Here is an 18,237-nt window from a genome sequence, read left to right as displayed (position 1 = left end):
GCCGTCTCGGCCGCGGCGGGTCAGACCAGGCGGGCGGTCGTACCGCGCACGTTGAGCTCGTACGGCAGCGCGGCCGGAGGGCGCACGGCCTCGGGATCGGCGAGCTTCGCCAGGACGGCGGCCGCCGCGCGCTCGCCCTGCCCGAGGGGGAACTGATCGACCGTGGTGAGGCGGAAGAACTCGCCGAGCTCGTGGCCGTCGATGCCCACGATCGACAGGTCCTCCGGCACGCGGAATCCGAGATCGCGGGCGGCGAGGAGCGCCCCGATCGCCATCTCGTCCGAGGCGGCGAACACCGCGGTCGGGCGCGGGCCCGGGCGGCCCAGCAGCTGCTTCGCGGCCCGGTAGCCGCCCTCGACCGTGAAGTCGGCCGGCTCCAGGAACGCCGGCTGCAGCGGGATCCCGGCCGTCGCGAGGGCCCGCTCGAACCCGAGTCGGCGGTTGGTGGGGATGTGGAAGTCGAGGTCGAACTCGGGGTTCGCGCCGATGTGCGCGATCTGGGTGTGGCCGAGTCCGATGAGGTGCTCCGTGGCGAGCTGTGCGACCGCGACGTCGTCGACCGTGAGCGTGTCGAGCTTCGGGTTCGGGCCGCCGATCGCGATCACGGGCAGCCCGAGGTCGAGCAGCTGCTGCGTCTCGTCCTCGTCGAGCTCGATCGACACGGCGATCACCGCGTCCACGCGCTGCCGTCGCAGGAATGTGCCGAACACGTCACGGCGCACGTCCTCGTCGGCGGTGATGTTGTAGAGCGTGATGTCGTAGCCGGCGCGCATCAGTGCGGCGGACACCCCCGACAGCACCGTGCTGAAGAACCACCGGTCGAGGAACGGCACCACCACGCCGATGTTGCGGGTGCGACCCGAGGCGAGGCTCGAGGCCCGCGACGACACCACGTAGCCGAGCGACTGCGCGGCCGCGCGCACGCGCTCGCGCGCCGACTCCGAGACCTGCCCTCGTCCGCTCAGCGCGCGGGAGACGGTCGCGGTGGAGACGCCGGCGAGCCGGGCGACCTCGTCGATGCTCGCCATGGGTCCTCCTGGGGTTCCTGTTCCGTCGCGGTCGCGCGCTGCGGGCAGCGTCTGCGACCGCGACGGGAACGGGCGGGTCAGGCCGCGGTGGTGTACCAGACGGCGGTGTCGACCGGCAGGTCGGGGCCGTCGAAGGGCTGGCTGCGCAGCACGATCAGGGCGCCGTCCGGCAGGGGGAGCGCGGCGGTGCCGAGGTTGGCGAGCACGTGCACCTCGCCGCGGCGGAACGCGACCGCGTCGGGCCCCGCGTCCTCCCACACGAGGGAGCCGGTACCGAAGCCGTGTTCGCGGCGCCCGGCGAGCAGGCGCTTGTACAGGGCGAGGGTCGACGCGGGGTCGACCTCCTCCACGTCGCGGGCATGGGCCGCCCAGTCCGCGGGCTGCGGGAGCCACGACAGCCCGGTGTCGTTGAAGCCGAACGCGGGGGCCTCGGCCTCCCACGGCAGCGGCACGCGGCAGCCGTCGCGGCCGTAGCGCTCGCCGTTGGTGCGGAACCACGTGGGATCCTGCCGGAACTCGTCCGGGATCTCCATGGCCTCGGGCAGCCCGAGCTCCTCGCCCTGGTACAGGTACGCCGAGCCGGGGAGGGCCAGCATCAGGGTCGTGGCGGCGCGGGCGCGCGCCAGGCCGATCGCGGTGTCGGGCTTGTCGGGCGTGTTCGGCCCGATGCCCTCGCCCTGCGGGTTCTCGGACGTGAGGGCCAGGCGCGAGGCGTGGCGCACGACGTCGTGGTTCGACAGCACCCAGGTGCTGGGCGCGCCGACCGCGCCGAACTCGTCGAGCGACTCGCGGATCACATCGCCCAGGGCCTTCGCGTCCCACTCGGTCATGAGGTACGGGAAGTTGAAGGTCTGGTGCATCTCGTCGGGCCGCACCCACAGTGCGGTCTCCTTGAGCGTCGGCATCCAGGCCTCGCCGCACAGCGCGCGGTCGCCGTCGTACTCGGCCAGCACGCGGTGCCAGTCGCGGTAGATCTCGTGCACGCCGTCCTGGCCCCAGTAGGGCACGTTCGACTCGCCACCGCCCATGGAGTCGGCGTCGGTGGGGGGCGTGTAGTCGGGCAGCCCCTCGGTCTTGATCATGCCGTGGGCCACGTCGACCCGGAAGCCGTCGACCCCACGGTCGAGCCAGAAGCGCAGGATGGAGCGGAACTCCTCCTGCACCTCCTCGTTGTTCCAGTCGAAGTCGGGCTGCGTGGCGTCGAAGATGTGCAGGTACCACTGGCCGGGCGTGCCGTCGGCCTCGGTCACGCGCTGCCACATGCCGCCGCCGAACACCGACTCCCAGTTGTTGGGCGGCAGCTCGCCGTTCTCGCCCCTGCCGTCGCGGAAGATGTAGCGCGCGCGCTCCGGGCTGCCCGGTCCCGCGGCGAGGGCCGCCTGGAACCACGGGTGCTGGTCGGACGAGTGGTTGGGCACCAGGTCGACGATCACGCGGATGCCGCGGTCGTGTGCGGCGGCGAGCATGTCGTCGAAGTCGGAGAGGGTGCCGAACAGCGGGTCGACGTCGCGGTAGTCGGCGACGTCGTAGCCGGCGTCGCGCTGCGGGCTCGTCATGAACGGGCTCAGCCAGATCGCATCGACGCCGAGCTCCTGCAGGGAGTCGAGCCGGCGCGTGATCCCCGGCAGGTCGCCGATGCCGTCGCCCGACGCGTCCGCGAAGGAGCGGGGGTAGATCTGGTAGATGACGGCGCTGCGCCACCACTCGGTACCGGGGGCTGCGAACTGTTCGAGCTGTGCCATGCGAACAGGCTACTGCAAACGCTTACACTCTCACCACCACGCGGATCGAATCGGTTCGGAGCAGTCCGCGTACCCGGTCGGTGGCGTGCTGTTTCCATCGCCCGGCGGCTCCCGTCGCCGACAGCGGCCGGGCGATGGGGCACGGTCACGGCGTGGGCATGCCGCCGTTCACGTTCAGCGTCTCGCCGATCACGTAGCTCGACTCCGGCGACGCGAGGAACACATATGCCGGCGCGAGCTCGGCCGGCTGCCCCATGCGGCCGAGGGGCGTGTCCTCGCCAAACTTCTCGATCTTCTCCTGGGGCTGTCCGTCGCTGGGCTGCAGCGGCGTCCAGATCGGGCCCGGCGCCACCGCGTTCACGCGGATGCCCTTCGGTGCGAGCTGCTGGGCGAGACCCTTCGTGAACGCGTTGATCGTGGACTTCGTGGAGGCGTAGTCGACCAGGATGTCCGACGGCGAGTACGCCTGGATGGACGTGGTGTTGATGATGGTCGACCCGGCGGGCAGGTGCGGGAGCGCGGCCTTCGTGATCCAGAACATGGCGTACACGTTGGTCTTGAACGTGTCGTCGAACTGCTCGTCGGTCAGGTCGGTCAGCGACTCGCGGTACACCTGCTTGCCGCCGTTGTTGACGAGGATGTCGAGCCCGCCCAGGGCGGCCACGGCCTCGGCCACGAGCGTGCGGCAGTACTCCGGGTCGCGCAGGTCGCCGGGGATCGTGGCGACCGTCGCTCCGGCGTCGCGGAGGAGTCCGGCGATGCGGCTCGCGTCCGCCTCCTCCTCGGGCAGGTAGGAGATCGCCACGTCGGCGCCCTCCCTGGCGAACGCGATCGCGGTGGCCGCGCCGATGCCGGAGTCGCCCCCGGTGATCAGGGCCTTGCGTCCGGTGAGACGCCCCGTGCCGCGGTAGGTGTCCTCGCCGAGGTCGGCCTTCGGGGTCAGGTCGGCGTCGAGGCCGGGCTCCGGCATGTGCTGCTTCTGCGGCTGGATGTCGGCGTAGAGCTCGGCGGGGTTCGTGAAGGTGTACTGGTCGCGGGACATGGTCGTCCTTTCCGGGGGATCGTGGACTGGCTCCCATCGTCGGATCGTTGCCGAGAGGCCGCAAACGCCTTGCACGCCCGGGCCGGCTTTGCTACACGCGCGGGCCCTCGCCATATCGCACGGGAGATGTGGACGAAAGGCTCTTCAGCGGCGTGTCGCGATCTGGCACATTCGGTACCGTGCCCCCCGCTCCGTCCCGTCCCCCGCGCCGACCGGGCACCGCTCGTGTCGTGTCGCCCCTGGTCGCCGTGCGCCGCTCCGCCCCGATCAGCGCCGTCGCCGCGCTCGTCGCCGCCGTGGTCCTGCTCGGCGCCGCACCCGCGATGTCGGACAGTCGGGCCCCGCGCGCCGAGACCGGAACCGACGTGACGGCCGACCCCGCGGCATCCGTCGCACTCGCCTACGAGTTCCTCGATGCCAGGGTGGACGAGTTCTGCGACGGCGCGGGCCACTGCCTCCCGCGCAGCTATCAGGGCGGCTTCTTCACCACCCCGACGTGGGACTTCACCCCCTCCTTCGTGTACGACGACGCGCTGGTCGTGATCGCCTACACGGCCCGCGGCCTGCCGGACGACCTGCGCCGCGCCCGCGCGATCGGCGACACCCTGCTGTTCGTGCAGGAGGAGGACCCGATCGGCGACGGGCGCACGCGCGCCTCCTACGAGCCCCACGGCATCCGTCAGGGGCGCGTCGAGATCACCGGGCCCGGCAGCTTCACCGGCAACCAGGCCTGGGTGGGCATGGCCCTCGCGCGCCTCTTCCACGCGACGGGCGAGCAGCGGTACCTCGACGGCGCGCTGCGCACCGCGAACTGGATCCAGGACAACACCGCTGACATGACCAGGGCGCCGTACGGCTACACGGGAGGCCAGACCGACACCGGGGCCTCCCTGGAGTGGAAGTCGACGGAGCACAACACCGACGTCGCCGGGTTCTTCGCCCAGCTCGCCCAGCTCACGGGCGACGCCGTGTGGGCGCAGCGCTCGGCCGTCGCCGCCGGATTCGTCGCCGCGATGCAGAGCGCGGACGGCCACGTCGACACCGGCACCCTGCTCGACGGCAGCACGGTCAACACCCGTCCCGTCCCGCTCGATGCGCAGACCTGGAGCGCGCTCGGCACGGGGGACGCCCGCTACGGTGCCGCCCTGGACTGGACGCTCGGGCACCTGATGGCCACGGACGGCCCGTACCGCGGCCCCTCGATCAGCGATGTGGACGTGTCCAAGGCGTGGTTCGAGGGCAGCGGGCACCTGGCCCTGGCACTCCGGCTGCGCGATGCCGCGGGCGACGCCGCCCAGGCCGACGAGCTGCTCGCGGACATCCGCCTGGCGCAGCGCGATGCGGTGAACGGCGACGGCAAGGGCATCGTGGCGACCTCGACCGACGGACTCGACTCCGGCTTCGGCGACCTCTACTACGCGAGCCTGCACACGGGCACGACCGCGTGGTACCTGCTGGCGGCAGCCGCCGACAACCCGTTCGCGCTTCCCGCGGCCGCCGCGTCCTCGGGCGAGTGACGCCGCGGCCGACCCGGGGGGGGCGCCCGTGCGTCAGAGGTCGCGCGGCTGAGGCTTCGGCGTGCGCCCGTGCGTCAGGCGGCGACGCGGGCGACTGCGGCGATCGCGCTCGCGAAGAAGCCCAGGCCGTCGACGCCGCTGCGCATGGCCGCGGTCGTGTCGGGGCCGAAGCCCGGCTCGGTGGCGTGCTCGGGGTGCGGCATGAGCCCCACGACGTTGCCCGCCTCGTTGGTGAGCCCGGCGATGTCGCGCAGCGAGCCGTTCGGGTTCACGCCCGCATAGCGGAACGCCACCAGGCCCTCGCCCTCGATGCGGTCGAGCGTCTGCTCGTCGGCGATGTAGCCGCCGTCGGCGTTCTTCAGCGGGATGACGATCTCCTGGCCGGTGCGGAAGGCGTTCGTCCACGCGGTGTCGGCGTTCTCGACCGTGAGGCGCTGGTCGCGGCGCACGAAATGCTGGTGGTTGTTGCGGATCAGTCCGCCGGGCAGCAGGTGCGCCTCGACCAGCATCTGGAAGCCGTTGCAGATGCCGAGCACGGGCAGGCCCTTCGCGGCGGCCTCCTTGACCTCGGTCATGATCGGGGAGAGGGCGGCGATGGCCCCGGCGCGCAGGTAGTCGCCGTAGCTGAAACCGCCCGGCAGCACGAGGGCGTCAACGCCCTCGAGATCGTGTGCGCCGTGCCACAGGGCGACGGGTTCGGCGCCCGCGAGGCGGACGGCGCGCTGTGCGTCGACGTCGTCGAGCGAGCCGGGGAAGGTGACGACCCCGATGCGCGTGGTCACTCGGCCACCTCGATGCCGACGACGTCTTCGATCACGGCGTTGGAGAGCACCTCGTCGGCGAGGCGCTTCGCCTCGGCGAGCACCTCCTCGGTGACCTCGCCCTCGACGGTGAGCTCGAAGCGCTTGCCGATGCGCACGTCGGTGAAGCCGTCCACGCCCAGGCGGGCGAAAGCGCCGGAGACGGCCTTCCCCTGGGGGTCGAGCAGTTCGGGCTTGGGCATGACGTCGACGACGATGGTGGGCATGACGGCTCCAGGAGTCGCGGGTGGACGGGCGCCCCCAGTCTACTGCCCTCGCACCGGCGCTCCCCGCGGGGTCAGGCGGAGTGGAAGACGGTGTGCAGGTCGCCGATCGCGTCGCGGCCGCCGAGGCCGTCGATCTCGAACAGCACGGAGATCCCGGCGACGTGGCTGCCCAGACGCTCGACGAGCTGTCGGCCCGCGGCGAGGGTGCCTCCGGTGGCGAGCACGTCGTCGATGAGCAGCACGCGGGAGCCCGCCGGGAGGTCGTCGTGCATCTCGATCGTGGCGGTACCGTACTCCAGGGCGTAGTCGACCGAGGCGGCGGGACGCGGGAGCTTGCCGGCCTTGCGGATGGGGATGAGCCCGACCCCGGCGGCGATGGCGGCGGCGCCGGCGAGGATGAAGCCGCGCGCCTCGATGCCCGCGACCACGTCGAACTGCCCGGCGAAGGGCTCGATGATCGCCTCGGTCGTGACCCGCAGCGCCTCGGCGTCGGCCAGGAGGGGGGTGATGTCGCGGAAGACGATCCCGGGCTCGGGGTAGTCGGGGATGCTGCGGATGAGCGACTCGGCGCGGATGAGGGCGGGGGAGAGCGTGGCTTCGGGCACCGGTCAAGGGTACGCCGCCTTCCCGGGTGCTTCCGCGCTTGACACCGTGGGAGCGCTCCCATATGGTTGCAGACCATGGCCGTGGGAGCGCTCCCATGCCATCCCGATGCACCACACCGCACGACCACCCACAAAGGAGTGAACTGTGAACACACGTGCCCGCACCCGGATCCTGGCGCCCGTCGCCCTGGCATCCGTCGCCGCCCTCGCCCTCGCCGGCTGCTCCGGCGGCAACGGCGGCGGTGACGCCGGCAGCGCCGACGAGGAGATCACGCTGACCGTCACCACGTTCGGCACCTTCGGCTACGACGACCTCTACGACGAGTACGAGAAGGCGCACCCGAACGTGAAGATCGAGGCCACCAACATCGACACCGGCGGCAACGCCCGCACCGACGCGTTCACCAAGATCGCCGCCGGCTCCGGCCTCAGCGACATCGTGGCGATCGAGGAGGGCTGGCTCGGCGCGATCATGGACGTGTCCGACACGTTCGTCGACCTGCGCGACTACGGCATCGAGGACCGCAAGGACGACTGGGTGGACTGGAAGTACGGCCAGGCCACCGACGCCGAGGGCCGCGTGATCGGCTACGGCACCGACATCGGCCCGAGCGGCATCTGCTACAACGGCGCCGCCTTCGAGGCCGCCGGTCTGCCCAGCGACCGCGAGTCCGTCGCCGAGCTGCTGAACGGCGACTGGGACAACTACTTCCAGGTGGGCGCCGACTACACGGCCAAGACCGGCAAGGCCTGGTACGACCACTCCGGCTTCGTGTGGAACGCCATGGTCAACCAGCTCGACGAGGGCTACTACACCGCCGACGGCGAGCTCAACGTGGAGGGCAACGACGAGCTGAAGAAGCGCTTCGAGCTGCTGGGCGCCGCGACCGAGGGCGGCCAGTCCGCCGCGCAGACCGCGTGGGACTGGAACGGCGGCAAGTCGTTCGTCGACGGCACCTTCGCGACGTTCGTGTGCCCGGGCTGGATGCTCGGCGTGGTGCAGGGGCAGATCGAGGCCGGCGGCGGCGACGCCTCGACCGGCTGGGACTTCGCCGACGTGTTCCCCGGTGGCGCGGCCAACTGGGGTGGTGCGTTCCTCTCCATCCCGGAGACCTCACAGCACAAGGAGGCGGCGGCCGAGCTCGCCGACTGGCTCACGCAGCCCGAGCAGCAGGTGAAGCAGTCCGCCGCCGCGGGCAACTTCCCCTCGACCGTGAAGGCGCAGGAGACCCTCGCCGCGGATGCCACCCCCAACGCGTTCTTCAACGACGCGCCGACCGGGGCGATCCTCGCCGAGCGTGCCAAGGGCGTCGTCGCGCAGTTCAAGGGCGCCGACGACTCCGTGATCCAGGAGAACGTGTTCGGTCCGGCGCTCAGCAGCCTCGACCGCGGCGAGACCGACACCCAGGGCGCGTGGGACCAGGCCATCGGCCTGCTGAACGAGCTGGTCGGCTGATCACCCGGGGCGTCCTTCGTCTCGTCGCCGGCGCTCCTCGCTCAGGAACCGGTGCCTCCGGTTCCTGAGCGAGCGGAGCGAGACGAAGGACGCCCCCACCGAACGAGGACACCCCATGACACTCACGCACGACCGCCCCGACACGGTGCCCGCGTCGTCGCAGCGTCCGCCCGCCGACACCGGTGCGAAGCGGCCCTGGCGGCACCGCCTCTCCCGCTTCGACCAGAACGCGTCGCCGTACTTCTACATCTCGCCGTTCTTCCTGCTGTTCGGACTGGTCGGCCTCTTCCCCCTGCTGTACACGGTGTGGGTGGCCGTGCACGAGTGGGACCTGCTGAAGGGCGAGGGCGACTTCGTCGGGCTCGGCAACTTCGTCGAGATCCTCGGCGACGGCATGTTCTGGAACTCGATCCGCAACACGCTCAGCATCTTCCTGCTCTCCGCGATCCCGCAGCTCGCGGTCGCCCTGCTGATCGCCTACCTGCTGGACCGCGGTCTGCGCGCCCCGACGTTCTGGCGCATGAGCGTGCTCATCCCGTTCGTGGTGACCCCGGTCGCCGTGGCCATCATCTTCTCGAGCATCTTCAACGAGGCGGACGGCCTGGCCAACAACCTGCTGAACCTGATCGGCATCGCGGATCAGCAGTGGAAGCACGACACGGTCCTGTCGCACATCGCGATCGCGGTGATGGTGAACTTCCGGTGGACCGGCTACAACGCCCTCATCCTCCTCGCCGCGATGCAGGCCGTGCCGCGGGACCTGTACGAGTCGGCCGCGCTCGACGGCGCCGGCTCCGCGCGGCGCTTCTTCTCCATCACGATCCCGACCATCCGCCCCACCCTCATCTTCGTGATCATCACGGCCACGATCGGCGGCCTGCAGATCTTCGCGGAACCGCGGCTGTTCGACGTCTCCACCGCGGGCGGCATCGGCGGCAGCGACCGGCAGTTCCAGACCACGGTGCTGTTCCTGTGGGAGCTGGCCTTCTTCCGGCGCAACCTGGGCGAGGCCTCCGCGGTCGCGATCCTGCTGTTCCTGCTCATCGTGGGCATCGGCCTGATCAACTTCCTCGTCTCGCGGCGCATCTCCACCGGCGACGCCCCGAAGAACCGCGCGGCCCGCCGTCGCGCCCGCACCAGCAAGGAGGAGGCGCGATGACCGCCACGCAGGCCCTCAGCGTCCCGGAGCGCATCCGCCGCCGTCGGGGCGCCGCATCCGGCACCGCCGGCATCGGCAGCCGCCCGGGATTCCTCACCTACGGGCTGCTCGCGGCCTTCGTGCTCGGCAGCGCCTACCCCCTGTGGTGGTCGTTCGTGGTCGCCAGCGGCACCAACGCGACCAGGGGGGAGACGCTGCCGCTGATCCCGGGCGGGAACTTCCTCGCCAACGCGGCCAAGGTGTTCGACGCGATCCCGTTCTGGCTCGCGCTGGGCAACTCGGTCCTGATCTCCTCGATCATCACGCTCTCGGTCGTCACCTTCTCCACCCTCGCCGGCTACGCCTTCGCGAAGCTGCGGTTCCGGGGACGCGACGGGCTGATGGTGTTCGTGATCGCGACCATGGCGATCCCGACGCAGCTCGGCATCATCCCCCTGTTCATGCTGATGCGCGAGCTCGGGTGGACCGGATCCATCGGCGCGGTGATCGTGCCGACCCTGGTGACCGCATTCGGGGTGTTCTTCATGCGGCAGTACCTGGTGGACGTGATCCCGGACGAGCTTATCGAGGCGGCCCGCATGGACGGCGCCGGACAGTTCCGCACGTTCCTGACGGTCGGGGTGCCCGCCGCCCGTCCGGCCATGGCGATCCTCGGCCTGTTCACGTTCATGACCGCGTGGACCGACTACCTGTGGCCCCTGATCGTGCTCTCCCCCCAGAACCCCACGCTGCAGACGGCCCTCAGCCAGCTGCAGTCGGGCTACTACATCGACTACTCGATCGTGCTCGCCGGTGCGGTGCTCGCGACCCTCCCGCTCCTCGTGCTCTTCGTGGCGGCGGGGCGGCAGCTGGTCAGTGGCATCATGGCGGGCGCGGTGAAAGGATGACCCCTATGACGCGTGCCTTCCCCTCGGACTTCCTCTTCGGCGCGGCGACGGCGGCCTACCAGATCGAGGGTGCCGCCTTCGAGGACGGGCGCACCGCCTCCATCTGGGATGCGTTCGCGCGCGAGCCCGGCGCGGTGGTCGGCGGCGACAACGGGGATGTGGCGTGCGACCACTACCACCGGTACCCGCAGGACGTCGCGCTCATGAAGGACCTCGGGTTGCAGACGTACCGGTTCTCCACGTCGTGGTCGCGCGTGCGGCCCGACGGCGGGGCCGTGAACCGGGCGGGCGTCGACTTCTACAGCCGCCTGGTCGACGAGCTGCTCGCGGCCGACATCCTGCCCTGGCTCACGCTGTACCACTGGGACCTGCCGCAGGCGCTGCAGGAGAGCGGGGGCTGGACGAACCGCGACGTCGTCGACCGCTTCCTGGAGTACGCGGGCACCGTGCACGACGCGCTGGGCGACCGCGTGAACGTGTGGACGACGCTGAACGAGCCGTGGTGCTCGTCGTTCCTCTCCTATACGGGCGGCGAGCACGCGCCGGGGCACACCAGCATCGCGGAGGGGCTGCTCGCGTCGCACCATCTGCTGCTCGCCCACGGCGCCACGGTGAAGGAGCTGCGCGGGCGCGACTCGTCGCTCAACCTCGGCATCACGCTGAACCACACCGTCGCCGACCCCGCCGACCCGCAGAACCCCGCCGACGTGGATGCCGCCCGGCGCCTGGACGGGCAGTTCAACCGCTGGTTCCTCGACCCGATCTACCGCGGCTCCTACCCGGCGGACGTCGTCGAGGACATCCGCGCGGTCGACCCCGAGGCGGTCGCGCGGTTCGAGGCAGCGGTGCGCGACGGCGACCTTGAGACCATCGCGCAGCCCATCGACACGCAGGGCGTGAACTACTACCACGGCGACCTCGTCTCCGGCACGGCGCCCGCGACGACCGCGACCGCCGAGGAGGGCGGCCCGGCGACCTCCCGACCCACGCGCAGCCCGTACCCGTCGAGCGACGGTATCCACGCGGTCGAGCGCGGGCTGCCCCGCACGGCGCAGCACTGGGAGGTGCAGCCGGAGGGGCTCACGCGACTGCTGCAGCGCGTGTGGGCCGAGTACGCCGAGCCCGCCGGGGTCGTGTTGTACGTCACGGAGAACGGCGCCGCCTACGACGACGAGCCCGTGGTGGAGGACGGTGAGACGCGCGTGCACGATGCCGACCGCACCGAGTTCCTGCGCCTGCACCTGGACGCGGTGCTCGATGCGGTCGAGGCGGGCGTGGATGTGCGCGGCTACTTCTACTGGTCGCTGTTCGACAACTTCGAGTGGGCGTGGGGCTACGACAAGAGGTTCGGCATCGTGCGCGTCGACTACGACACCCAGGAGCGCACGCTGAAGGACTCGGCCCACGAGTACCGTCGCATCATCGCGGCCAGGGAGCTGGCGCCCGTCCCCGGTGAGCCGGCCAGGGCCTGATCGGGGCGGGCGGCGCGGCGTCGCCCGGCGATCCGTGGTCTCCGGCGGGGCATCGCGTGGTCGACAATAGGGCCATGGAAGAGAGCGTGCGGTGATGTCGCCCAGGGCGACCATCGAAGAGGTCGCGGCCGCGGCGGGTGTCTCCCGCTCGACCGTGTCGCGGGTCGTGAACGGCTCGACGGCGGTGAGCCCCGAGGCCCTCGCGGCCGTGCGCGCCGCGATCGACGATCTCAACTACGTGCCCAACCGGGCGGCCCGCTCTCTCGCCTCGCGACAGACGCACGCGATCGCGCTGATCGTGCCGGAAGACACGACGCGGTTCTTCGGCGACCCGTTCTTCGCGGCCATCGTCGCCGGGATCACCGGGGCGCTCGGCAGCTCCGACTACCTGCTCAACCTGTTGATCGCGAGCGACGACCCCGGCGACAAGATGACGAGCTTCGTGCGCAACGGCGGCGTCGACGGCGCCCTCATCGTGTCGCACCATGCGAGCGACGGCTTCGTTGACCGGATCGCCGATGCGGTCCCGGTCGTGTTCGGCGGGCGGCCGGTGCGCCGCAGCGCGGGCGACTACGTGGTCGATGTCGACAACGTGGCCGGGGCGCGCGTGGCCACGCAGCGGCTCATCGACATCGGGCGCTCCAGGATCGCCACGATCTCCGGTCCGCTGTCGATGATCTCCTCGACCGACCGCGTGCAGGGCTTCCGGGATGCGCTCGCGGATGCGGGTCTCGCGCCGTGCGCCGAGGAGGAGGGCGACTACAGCGAGGCGAGCGGTGCGGAGGCGGCTCGTCGGCTGCTCGCGTCCGGTCGTCCCGACGCGATCTTCGTGGCGAGCGACCTGATGGCACGCGGAGCGCTCACGGCGCTGCGCGCGGCGGGGGTGCGGGTGCCGGAGGACATCGCCCTGGTCGGCTTCGACGACTCCTCGGTGGCGGTCAGCACCGATCCGGCCCTCACCACGGTGCGCCAGCCGATGTATGCGCAGGGCGAGACCATGGCCCGCGTGCTGCTGTCGCGGCTGGCGGGGGAGGACCCGCCGCAGACGACGATCCTGCCCACCGAGCTCGTGGTGCGCGGCTCGGCCTGACGCGCGCACGGGTGCGGCCCTGACGCCCCCTCATGGCCAGGGATGCACCCGTGCGTCGGGTGGGGGCGAACCCCGCGAACGCATGAACTGAACAGACGTTCAACGTACACGCTACACGGAGCGGCGATATTCTTGTGACCCCGGGAGGTGGTCGCCGCATGGCCCGAACCGACGAGCAGAACCGCCAGGCGCGCGAGCGCGCCCGCGAGAACATCCTGCAGGCGGCGATCGCGGTCTTCAGCGAGCGCGGAGTCGCCGGCGCCAGCATCGCCCAGATCACCTCGCGAGCCGGCGTCGCCCAGGGCCTGGTCAACTACCACTTCGGCGGCAAGGAGCAGCTGGTCGCCGCGGTGATCGACCGCTGGTTCGAGACCGTGCTCGGGCTCGCGCGGGTGGACGGCACCCCCGACGAGATGCTGGCCGCGATCATCGACGGCGCCCTCATGGCCACCGCGTTCGCGATGCCGCTCCAGCGCGCCGTGCTCGCGATGCAGCAGCAGCCCTCCACGCACCGGCTCTTCGCGGAATCGGAGCAGCGTCACGCCGAGGCGGCGACCGCGGCGGAGGACGCTGTGCGCGAGGTGTTCCGCGCGCGCGGAGCCGACGACCCCGCGCTGGAGGAGGTCATGCTCCGCAGCACCCTCGAGGGCGTGTTCGTGAAGTACTGCGTCTTCGGAGACACGTATCCGCTGGAGGAGGCGCGGCGCTGGCTGCACCGGCGCTACGGACTGCCGGAACCGGCGGCCCCGATGCCCCTCGACGTGCCGCCGCGGACCGGCGAGCCCCGGCCCCGGGCCACCTGGGCGCTCCGGCCCGACCCGAACGCCTGACCTCGGTGCCCGGTGCGTCAGTCCAGGTGCATGCGCGCGAACGCGCCGAGCACCACCCGTTCGGACTGCACCAGGTAGCGCTCGAGCTCGGCGGCGCCCGCCTCGGCGCCCCTGCTGAGGAAGGTGTCGAGCACGGCGCGGTTCTTGCGCACGAACGGCTCGTGCAGCGCCCGCGGGTCGTCGATCTTCAGGAAGGCCAGACGCAGCTCGGCCGCGACGTTGCGGTACGTGCGAGCCAGGCGCGGACTGTCGGCGAGGTCGACCAGCGCCACGTGGAACGCCATGTTCGCGCTGCCGACCGTGCGCCACGCGGCGGCGTCGTCGTGGGAGACGCCGGCCACGGCGGCCTCGGCGGCCGCGACCGCCTCCCTCATGCGCTGCACGGCGGGGTGCTCCGGCTCGGACTGGCGCAGGGCCGTGCACTCGATGATGCGGCGGGCGCGATAGATGTCGATCACGTCGGCGATCGACGGGGAAGCCACGGAGACCCCACGGTGCGGGACGTGCTCGACAAGGCCCTGCTCCGCGAGCACCCGGAACGCCTCGCGGAGCGTGTTGCGCGACACGTCGAAGCGCTCGGCGAGGGCGGACTCCGACAGGCGGGAGCCGGGGGCGACGTCGCCGTCGATGATGAGCTGACGGAGCACGTCGGCGAGCGGGCCCTGCTGGTTCATGCCTTCATCGTAGGTGCGGGGCGGGCGGCGGGCCGGGATCGGGTCTCGGCGGGAATCACACGACGGCAATCGCGCTGTAGCACGACGGAAACATGATTGTTGAACAATCGGTGTCTGTCCGTTCTACACTGGGTATCGATCCGACACCCACCAACGACGATGGGACCCCCCTATGTCCGAGCAGTCCACCGCCGCCCTCTCCCCGGAGGACGAGGCCCGCGCCGCCCACGCGAAGAAGCGCGCGGGACGCAGTGCCGTCATCGGCGCCATCTTCCTCATGGCCACGAGCGCCATCGGGCCCGGCTTCATCACGCAGACCGCCACCTTCACGGCGCAGATGGGGGCCGCGTTCGCGTTCGCGATCCTGGTGTCGATCCTGGTCGACATCGCGGTGCAGCTGAACATCTGGCGCATGATCACCTCCTCGGGCAAGCGCGCCGGCGAGCTCGCCAACAGCGCCATCCCGTTCTCCGGGCACGTCATCGCCGTGCTCGTGGTGATCGGCGGCCTCGCGTTCAACATCGGCAACATCGCCGGGGGTGGCCTCGGTCTCAACGCCCTGCTCGGCATCGACCCGAAGATCGGCGGCGCACTCACCGCGGCGCTCGCGATCATCATCTTCCTGGTGAAGAAGGCCGGCAAGGTGATGGACGTCGTGCTCATCGTCCTCGGCATCGGCATGATCGTGATGACCGTGGTCGTCGCCCTGATCGCCCAGCCGCCCATCGGCGACGCGCTGCGGCAGACGTTCGTGCCCGACCAGCTCAACTTCGCCACCATCACCACCATCGTCGGCGGCACCGTCGGCGGCTACATCACCTACTCCGGTGCGCACCGCTACCTCGACTCCGGCCACGTCGGCCCGCAGTACGCGAAGCCCGTCATGCGCGCCGCGGCCAACGGCATCCTCGTCACCGGCATCATGCGGTACGTGCTGTTCCTCGCCATCCTCGGGGTGGTGGCCTCCGGCGTGGCGCTCGACCTCTCGTCGCAGGCCGCGAACCCGGCCGGGCAGGCGTTCGGCGCCGTGCTGGGCGACGCGGGTCTGCGCATCTTCGGCGCGATCTTCTGGGCCGCCGCGATCAGCTCCGTGATCGGCGCGGCTTACACCTCGGCCACGTTCCTGTCGACGTTCACCGCGAAGCTGCACGGCGGCTGGCCCCTGCAGCTCGCGACCGTCGCCTTCATCGTCGTCTCGCTCGGGGTCTACCTCGCGATCGGCACGGCCCCCGCGGCGATCCTCGTGTTCGTCGGCGGCTTCAACGGCCTGATCCTGCCGATCGGCCTCACGGTGTTCATGTACATCGGCTGGTTCCGGCGCGACCTGCTCGGCGACCGGAAGTACCCGATGTGGCTGCTGATCGCCGGTACCGTCGTGACCGCCCTCACCTGGTACATGGGTGCCGTCTCGATCGGCCCCATCTTCGCCTTCCTCGGAATCGGAGCGTGACGACATGGCGACCATCGACCTGAACTCGGACCTCGGCGAGAACGTCCCCGACCGGATCGTCAGCGACGACGCCAGCATGCTGCGCATCGTCACGAGTGCGAACGTGTCGTGCGGTTTCCACGCCGGCAGCCCCGAGGGCATCCGCGAGACGCTCGCTGCGGCCGTGGCGGGAGGCGTCGTGATCGGCGCGCACCCCGGCTACCGCGACTACGAGAACTTCGGGCGCACGAAGGTCGACATCGACTCCGCGACGCTCCAGGCTCACGTCGAGTACCAGCTCGGCGCACTCCTGGGGCTCGCGGCCGCGGTGGGCGGTCGGGTCTCGTACGTCAAACCCCACGGCGCGCTCTACAACACGATCGCCCGCGACGAGCGGCAGTCGAAAGACGTGGTGGCGGCGATCCGTGCGGTCGACCCCTCGCTCGTGCTGCTCGGGCTCGCGGGAGGCGTGGTGCTCGACGTCGCACAGCGGGCGGGGCTCGCGGTGGCCGCCGAGGCCTTCGCCGACCGCGCCTACCAGCCGGACGGACAGCTCGTGTCGCGCACCGAGGAGGGCGCCGTGCTGCACGACCCGACCGCGGTCGCCGAGCGCATGGTGCGCCTCGCCGCCGACGGCGTGATCCGGGCGATCGACGGCACCGATGTCGCGGTGTCCGCCCAGTCCATCTGCGTGCACGGCGACAGCCCCGGCTCGGTCGCGATGGCCGCCGAGACGAAGCGCCTGCTGCAGGCCGAGGGCATCACGATCGCCCCGTTCGCCGGAGTCTGACATGTCCGTGCTCGCCACCACCGACCAGCTCACCGCTGCGCGCGCCGCCCGCGCCGCGCACCGGGCGGGACACTCCGCGCCCACCAGCGGCGTCGCGCCGGGACTGACGCAGGCGAACCTCATCGCCGTGCCGGCCGACTGGGCGTTCGAGACGCTGCTGTACGCGCAGCGCAACCCGAAGCCCTGCCCCGTGCTCGAGGTGATCGAGCAGGGCCAGGTGGAGTCACGGCTGGCGCCGGGCAGCGACATCCGCACCGACATCGGCCGTTACCGCATCTGGCGCGACGGCGAGCTCGCGGAGGAGGTGACCGACGCGACGGCCGCGTGGGCCGAGCAGCCCGACCTCGTCGCGTTCCTCATCGGCTGCAGCTTCACGTTCGAGACCGGTCTCGTCGAGGCGGGCATCCCCATCCGTCACCAGGAGCTCGGGCGCAACGTGCCGATGTACCGCACGGCCGTGGACTGCGCGCCGGCCGGACGGCTGCGCGGCGAGATGGTCGTGTCGATGCGCCCGATCCCCGCGGACCGCGTGGCCGACGCCGTGCAGATCTCCGCCCGCACGCCGGCCGTGCACGGCGCACCCGTGCACATCGGCGACCCGGCCTCGCTGGGCATCACCGACCTGTCGACCCCGGACTTCGGCGACGCCCCCGAGCTGCGCGACGGCGAGATCCCCGTGTTCTGGGCCTGCGGTGTGACCCCGCAGGCGGCGATCATGGCGTCGAAGCCGCCGTTCGCCGTGACACACGCTCCCGGTTACATGTTCGTGACCGACGTGCCGGATGCGGAGTACCGGGTCTGATGCGCATCCTCACGGCCTCCGACGGCGCGCTCCTGGTCGAGGCGGACGACCTCGAACAGGCCATGCGGCTCAACCTCGCGTGGGACGGCGTGCCCGGCGTGGTCGAGCGCATCCCCGGCGCGCGCACGGTGCTGGTGCGCTACGACCCGCTGCGCACCACGGCCGCCGCGCTCGCCGGGGTTCTCGCCGCGACCGAGGTCGACGCCGCCGAGCTCCCCGATGCGGGCGAGGTCGAGGTGCCGGTGCGCTACGACGGGGAAGACCTCGACGAGACGGCGACGCTGCTCGGGGTGTCGGCGGAAGAGCTCGTCGCGCGTCACCTCGCGGCCGACTGGCGGGTCGCGTTCTCGGGCTTCGCGCCCGGCTTCGGCTATGCGGTGAGCGACGACGCGCTGTTCGACGTGCCGCGCCGCTCGTCGCCGCGCACGCGCGTGCCCGCGGGCTCGGTCGCGCTCGCCGGAGCCTTCAGCGGCGTGTACCCCCGCGAGAGCCCCGGCGGCTGGCAGCTGATCGGCCGCACCGACCTGGCCATGTGGGACATCGACCGCGACCCTCCCGCACTGTTCGCACCCGGGCGGCGGGTGCGGTTCGTGCGGGCCGAGCGGGCCGCGGTCGTCGCGTCGGCCGAGAGCGCCGGCGGCGCGGATCCGCGCGGCGGAGAAGCCTCCGCGACCCAGGGGGCGCGCG

18 protein-coding genes are annotated in these 18,237 nt (G+C 71.5%); 11 read left to right on the top strand and 7 right to left on the bottom strand.

Annotated features, from left to right (window positions below):
- Positions 1-20: 20 nt before the first annotated feature.
- From DW299_RS06765 to DW299_RS06755, 3 genes are all read right to left on the bottom strand, one after another.
- Positions 21-1,028, bottom strand: coding sequence for a LacI family DNA-binding transcriptional regulator (locus DW299_RS06765; protein ID WP_136036126.1), 1,008 nt, complete (start codon positions 1,026-1,028; stop codon positions 21-23).
- Between the two features lie 77 nt (positions 1,029-1,105).
- Positions 1,106-2,770 carry a glycoside hydrolase family 13 protein gene (locus DW299_RS06760; protein WP_136036125.1) on the bottom strand — a complete coding sequence of 555 codons (1,665 nt, stop codon included), beginning with the start codon at positions 2,768-2,770 and terminating at the stop codon, positions 1,106-1,108.
- Between the two features lie 145 nt (positions 2,771-2,915).
- Positions 2,916-3,812 carry an SDR family oxidoreductase gene (locus tag DW299_RS06755; protein ID WP_136032784.1) on the bottom strand — a complete coding sequence of 299 codons (897 nt, stop codon included), beginning with the start codon at positions 3,810-3,812 and terminating at the stop codon, positions 2,916-2,918.
- 230 nt (positions 3,813-4,042) lie between these two features.
- Here DW299_RS06755 and DW299_RS06750 point away from each other — a divergent pair, with 230 nt between their 5' ends.
- The gene (locus DW299_RS06750; protein ID WP_240745333.1) at positions 4,043-5,329 is read left to right on the top strand and encodes a YyaL domain-containing protein; all 1,287 of its coding nucleotides are present in this window, start codon (positions 4,043-4,045) and stop codon (positions 5,327-5,329) included.
- A 74-nt stretch (positions 5,330-5,403) separates the two neighbouring features.
- Here the strand turns inward: DW299_RS06750 and purQ are convergent, their stop codons facing one another.
- From purQ to DW299_RS06735, 3 genes are all read right to left on the bottom strand, one after another.
- The gene (gene purQ / locus DW299_RS06745) at positions 5,404-6,111 is read right to left on the bottom strand and encodes a phosphoribosylformylglycinamidine synthase subunit PurQ (RefSeq protein ID WP_136032786.1); all 708 of its coding nucleotides are present in this window, start codon (positions 6,109-6,111) and stop codon (positions 5,404-5,406) included.
- The gene (gene purS / locus DW299_RS06740) at positions 6,108-6,356 is read right to left on the bottom strand and encodes a phosphoribosylformylglycinamidine synthase subunit PurS (RefSeq protein ID WP_136032788.1); all 249 of its coding nucleotides are present in this window, start codon (positions 6,354-6,356) and stop codon (positions 6,108-6,110) included. Before purS ends, purQ begins: the two co-directional genes overlap by 4 nt.
- Positions 6,357-6,427: 71 nt before the next feature.
- Positions 6,428-6,961, bottom strand: a complete 534-nt coding sequence (locus DW299_RS06735; RefSeq protein WP_136032790.1) for an adenine phosphoribosyltransferase — start codon at positions 6,959-6,961, stop codon at positions 6,428-6,430.
- Between the two features lie 145 nt (positions 6,962-7,106).
- Here DW299_RS06735 and DW299_RS06730 point away from each other — a divergent pair, with 145 nt between their 5' ends.
- The 6 genes from DW299_RS06730 to DW299_RS06705 all read left to right on the top strand — a co-directional run bounded on the left by DW299_RS06730 (position 7,107) and on the right by DW299_RS06705 (position 13,855).
- Positions 7,107-8,417, top strand: a complete 1,311-nt coding sequence (locus tag DW299_RS06730) for an ABC transporter substrate-binding protein (RefSeq protein ID WP_136032792.1) — start codon at positions 7,107-7,109, stop codon at positions 8,415-8,417.
- A gap of 115 nt (positions 8,418-8,532) precedes the next feature.
- The gene (locus DW299_RS06725; protein WP_136036124.1) at positions 8,533-9,576 is read left to right on the top strand and encodes a carbohydrate ABC transporter permease; all 1,044 of its coding nucleotides are present in this window, start codon (positions 8,533-8,535) and stop codon (positions 9,574-9,576) included.
- On the top strand, positions 9,573-10,463 hold the full coding sequence (locus DW299_RS06720) for a carbohydrate ABC transporter permease (RefSeq protein WP_136032796.1): 891 nt from the start codon (positions 9,573-9,575) through the stop codon (positions 10,461-10,463). The genes DW299_RS06725 and DW299_RS06720 overlap by 4 nt, the downstream gene beginning before the upstream one ends.
- A 5-nt stretch (positions 10,464-10,468) precedes the next feature.
- The gene (locus DW299_RS06715; protein ID WP_205814342.1) at positions 10,469-11,935 is read left to right on the top strand and encodes a GH1 family beta-glucosidase; all 1,467 of its coding nucleotides are present in this window, start codon (positions 10,469-10,471) and stop codon (positions 11,933-11,935) included.
- Positions 11,936-12,026: 91 nt separating this feature from the next.
- Entirely contained in the window at positions 12,027-13,025 is a 999-nt protein-coding gene (locus tag DW299_RS06710) for a LacI family DNA-binding transcriptional regulator (protein ID WP_275090546.1), read from the top strand.
- A gap of 158 nt (positions 13,026-13,183) precedes the next feature.
- Positions 13,184-13,855, top strand: a complete 672-nt coding sequence (locus tag DW299_RS06705) for a TetR/AcrR family transcriptional regulator (protein WP_136032801.1) — start codon at positions 13,184-13,186, stop codon at positions 13,853-13,855.
- 17 nt (positions 13,856-13,872) lie between these two features.
- Here the strand turns inward: DW299_RS06705 and DW299_RS06700 are convergent, their stop codons facing one another.
- Positions 13,873-14,529, bottom strand: coding sequence for a GntR family transcriptional regulator (locus tag DW299_RS06700; protein WP_136036122.1), 657 nt, complete (start codon positions 14,527-14,529; stop codon positions 13,873-13,875).
- 172 nt (positions 14,530-14,701) lie between these two features.
- On the opposite strand from DW299_RS06700, the gene DW299_RS06695 reads away from it, so the two are divergent.
- From DW299_RS06695 to DW299_RS06680, 4 genes are all read left to right on the top strand, one after another.
- Positions 14,702-15,979, top strand: coding sequence for an NRAMP family divalent metal transporter (locus DW299_RS06695; RefSeq protein ID WP_136036121.1), 1,278 nt, complete (start codon positions 14,702-14,704; stop codon positions 15,977-15,979).
- Positions 15,980-15,983: 4 nt separating this feature from the next.
- Positions 15,984-16,748: a LamB/YcsF family protein gene (locus tag DW299_RS06690; RefSeq protein ID WP_136032807.1), complete on the top strand. Its 765-nt coding sequence runs from the start codon at positions 15,984-15,986 to the stop codon at positions 16,746-16,748.
- Between the two features lies 1 nt (position 16,749).
- Positions 16,750-17,550, top strand: coding sequence for a putative hydro-lyase (locus tag DW299_RS06685; RefSeq protein WP_136036120.1), 801 nt, complete (start codon positions 16,750-16,752; stop codon positions 17,548-17,550).
- Positions 17,550-18,237, top strand: a 688-nt coding sequence (locus tag DW299_RS06680) for a 5-oxoprolinase subunit B family protein (RefSeq protein WP_136036119.1), incomplete at its 3' end; no start/stop codon positions are given. The genes DW299_RS06685 and DW299_RS06680, both read left to right, overlap by 1 nt.

It is taken from the genome of Microbacterium sp. K35, assembly GCF_004794375.1.
Classification (GTDB): domain Bacteria; phylum Actinomycetota; class Actinomycetes; order Actinomycetales; family Microbacteriaceae; genus Microbacterium; species Microbacterium sufflavum.
The sequence above is the reverse complement of the archived record's forward strand: the minus strand, read 5'-3'. Positions and strand labels throughout refer to the sequence as shown.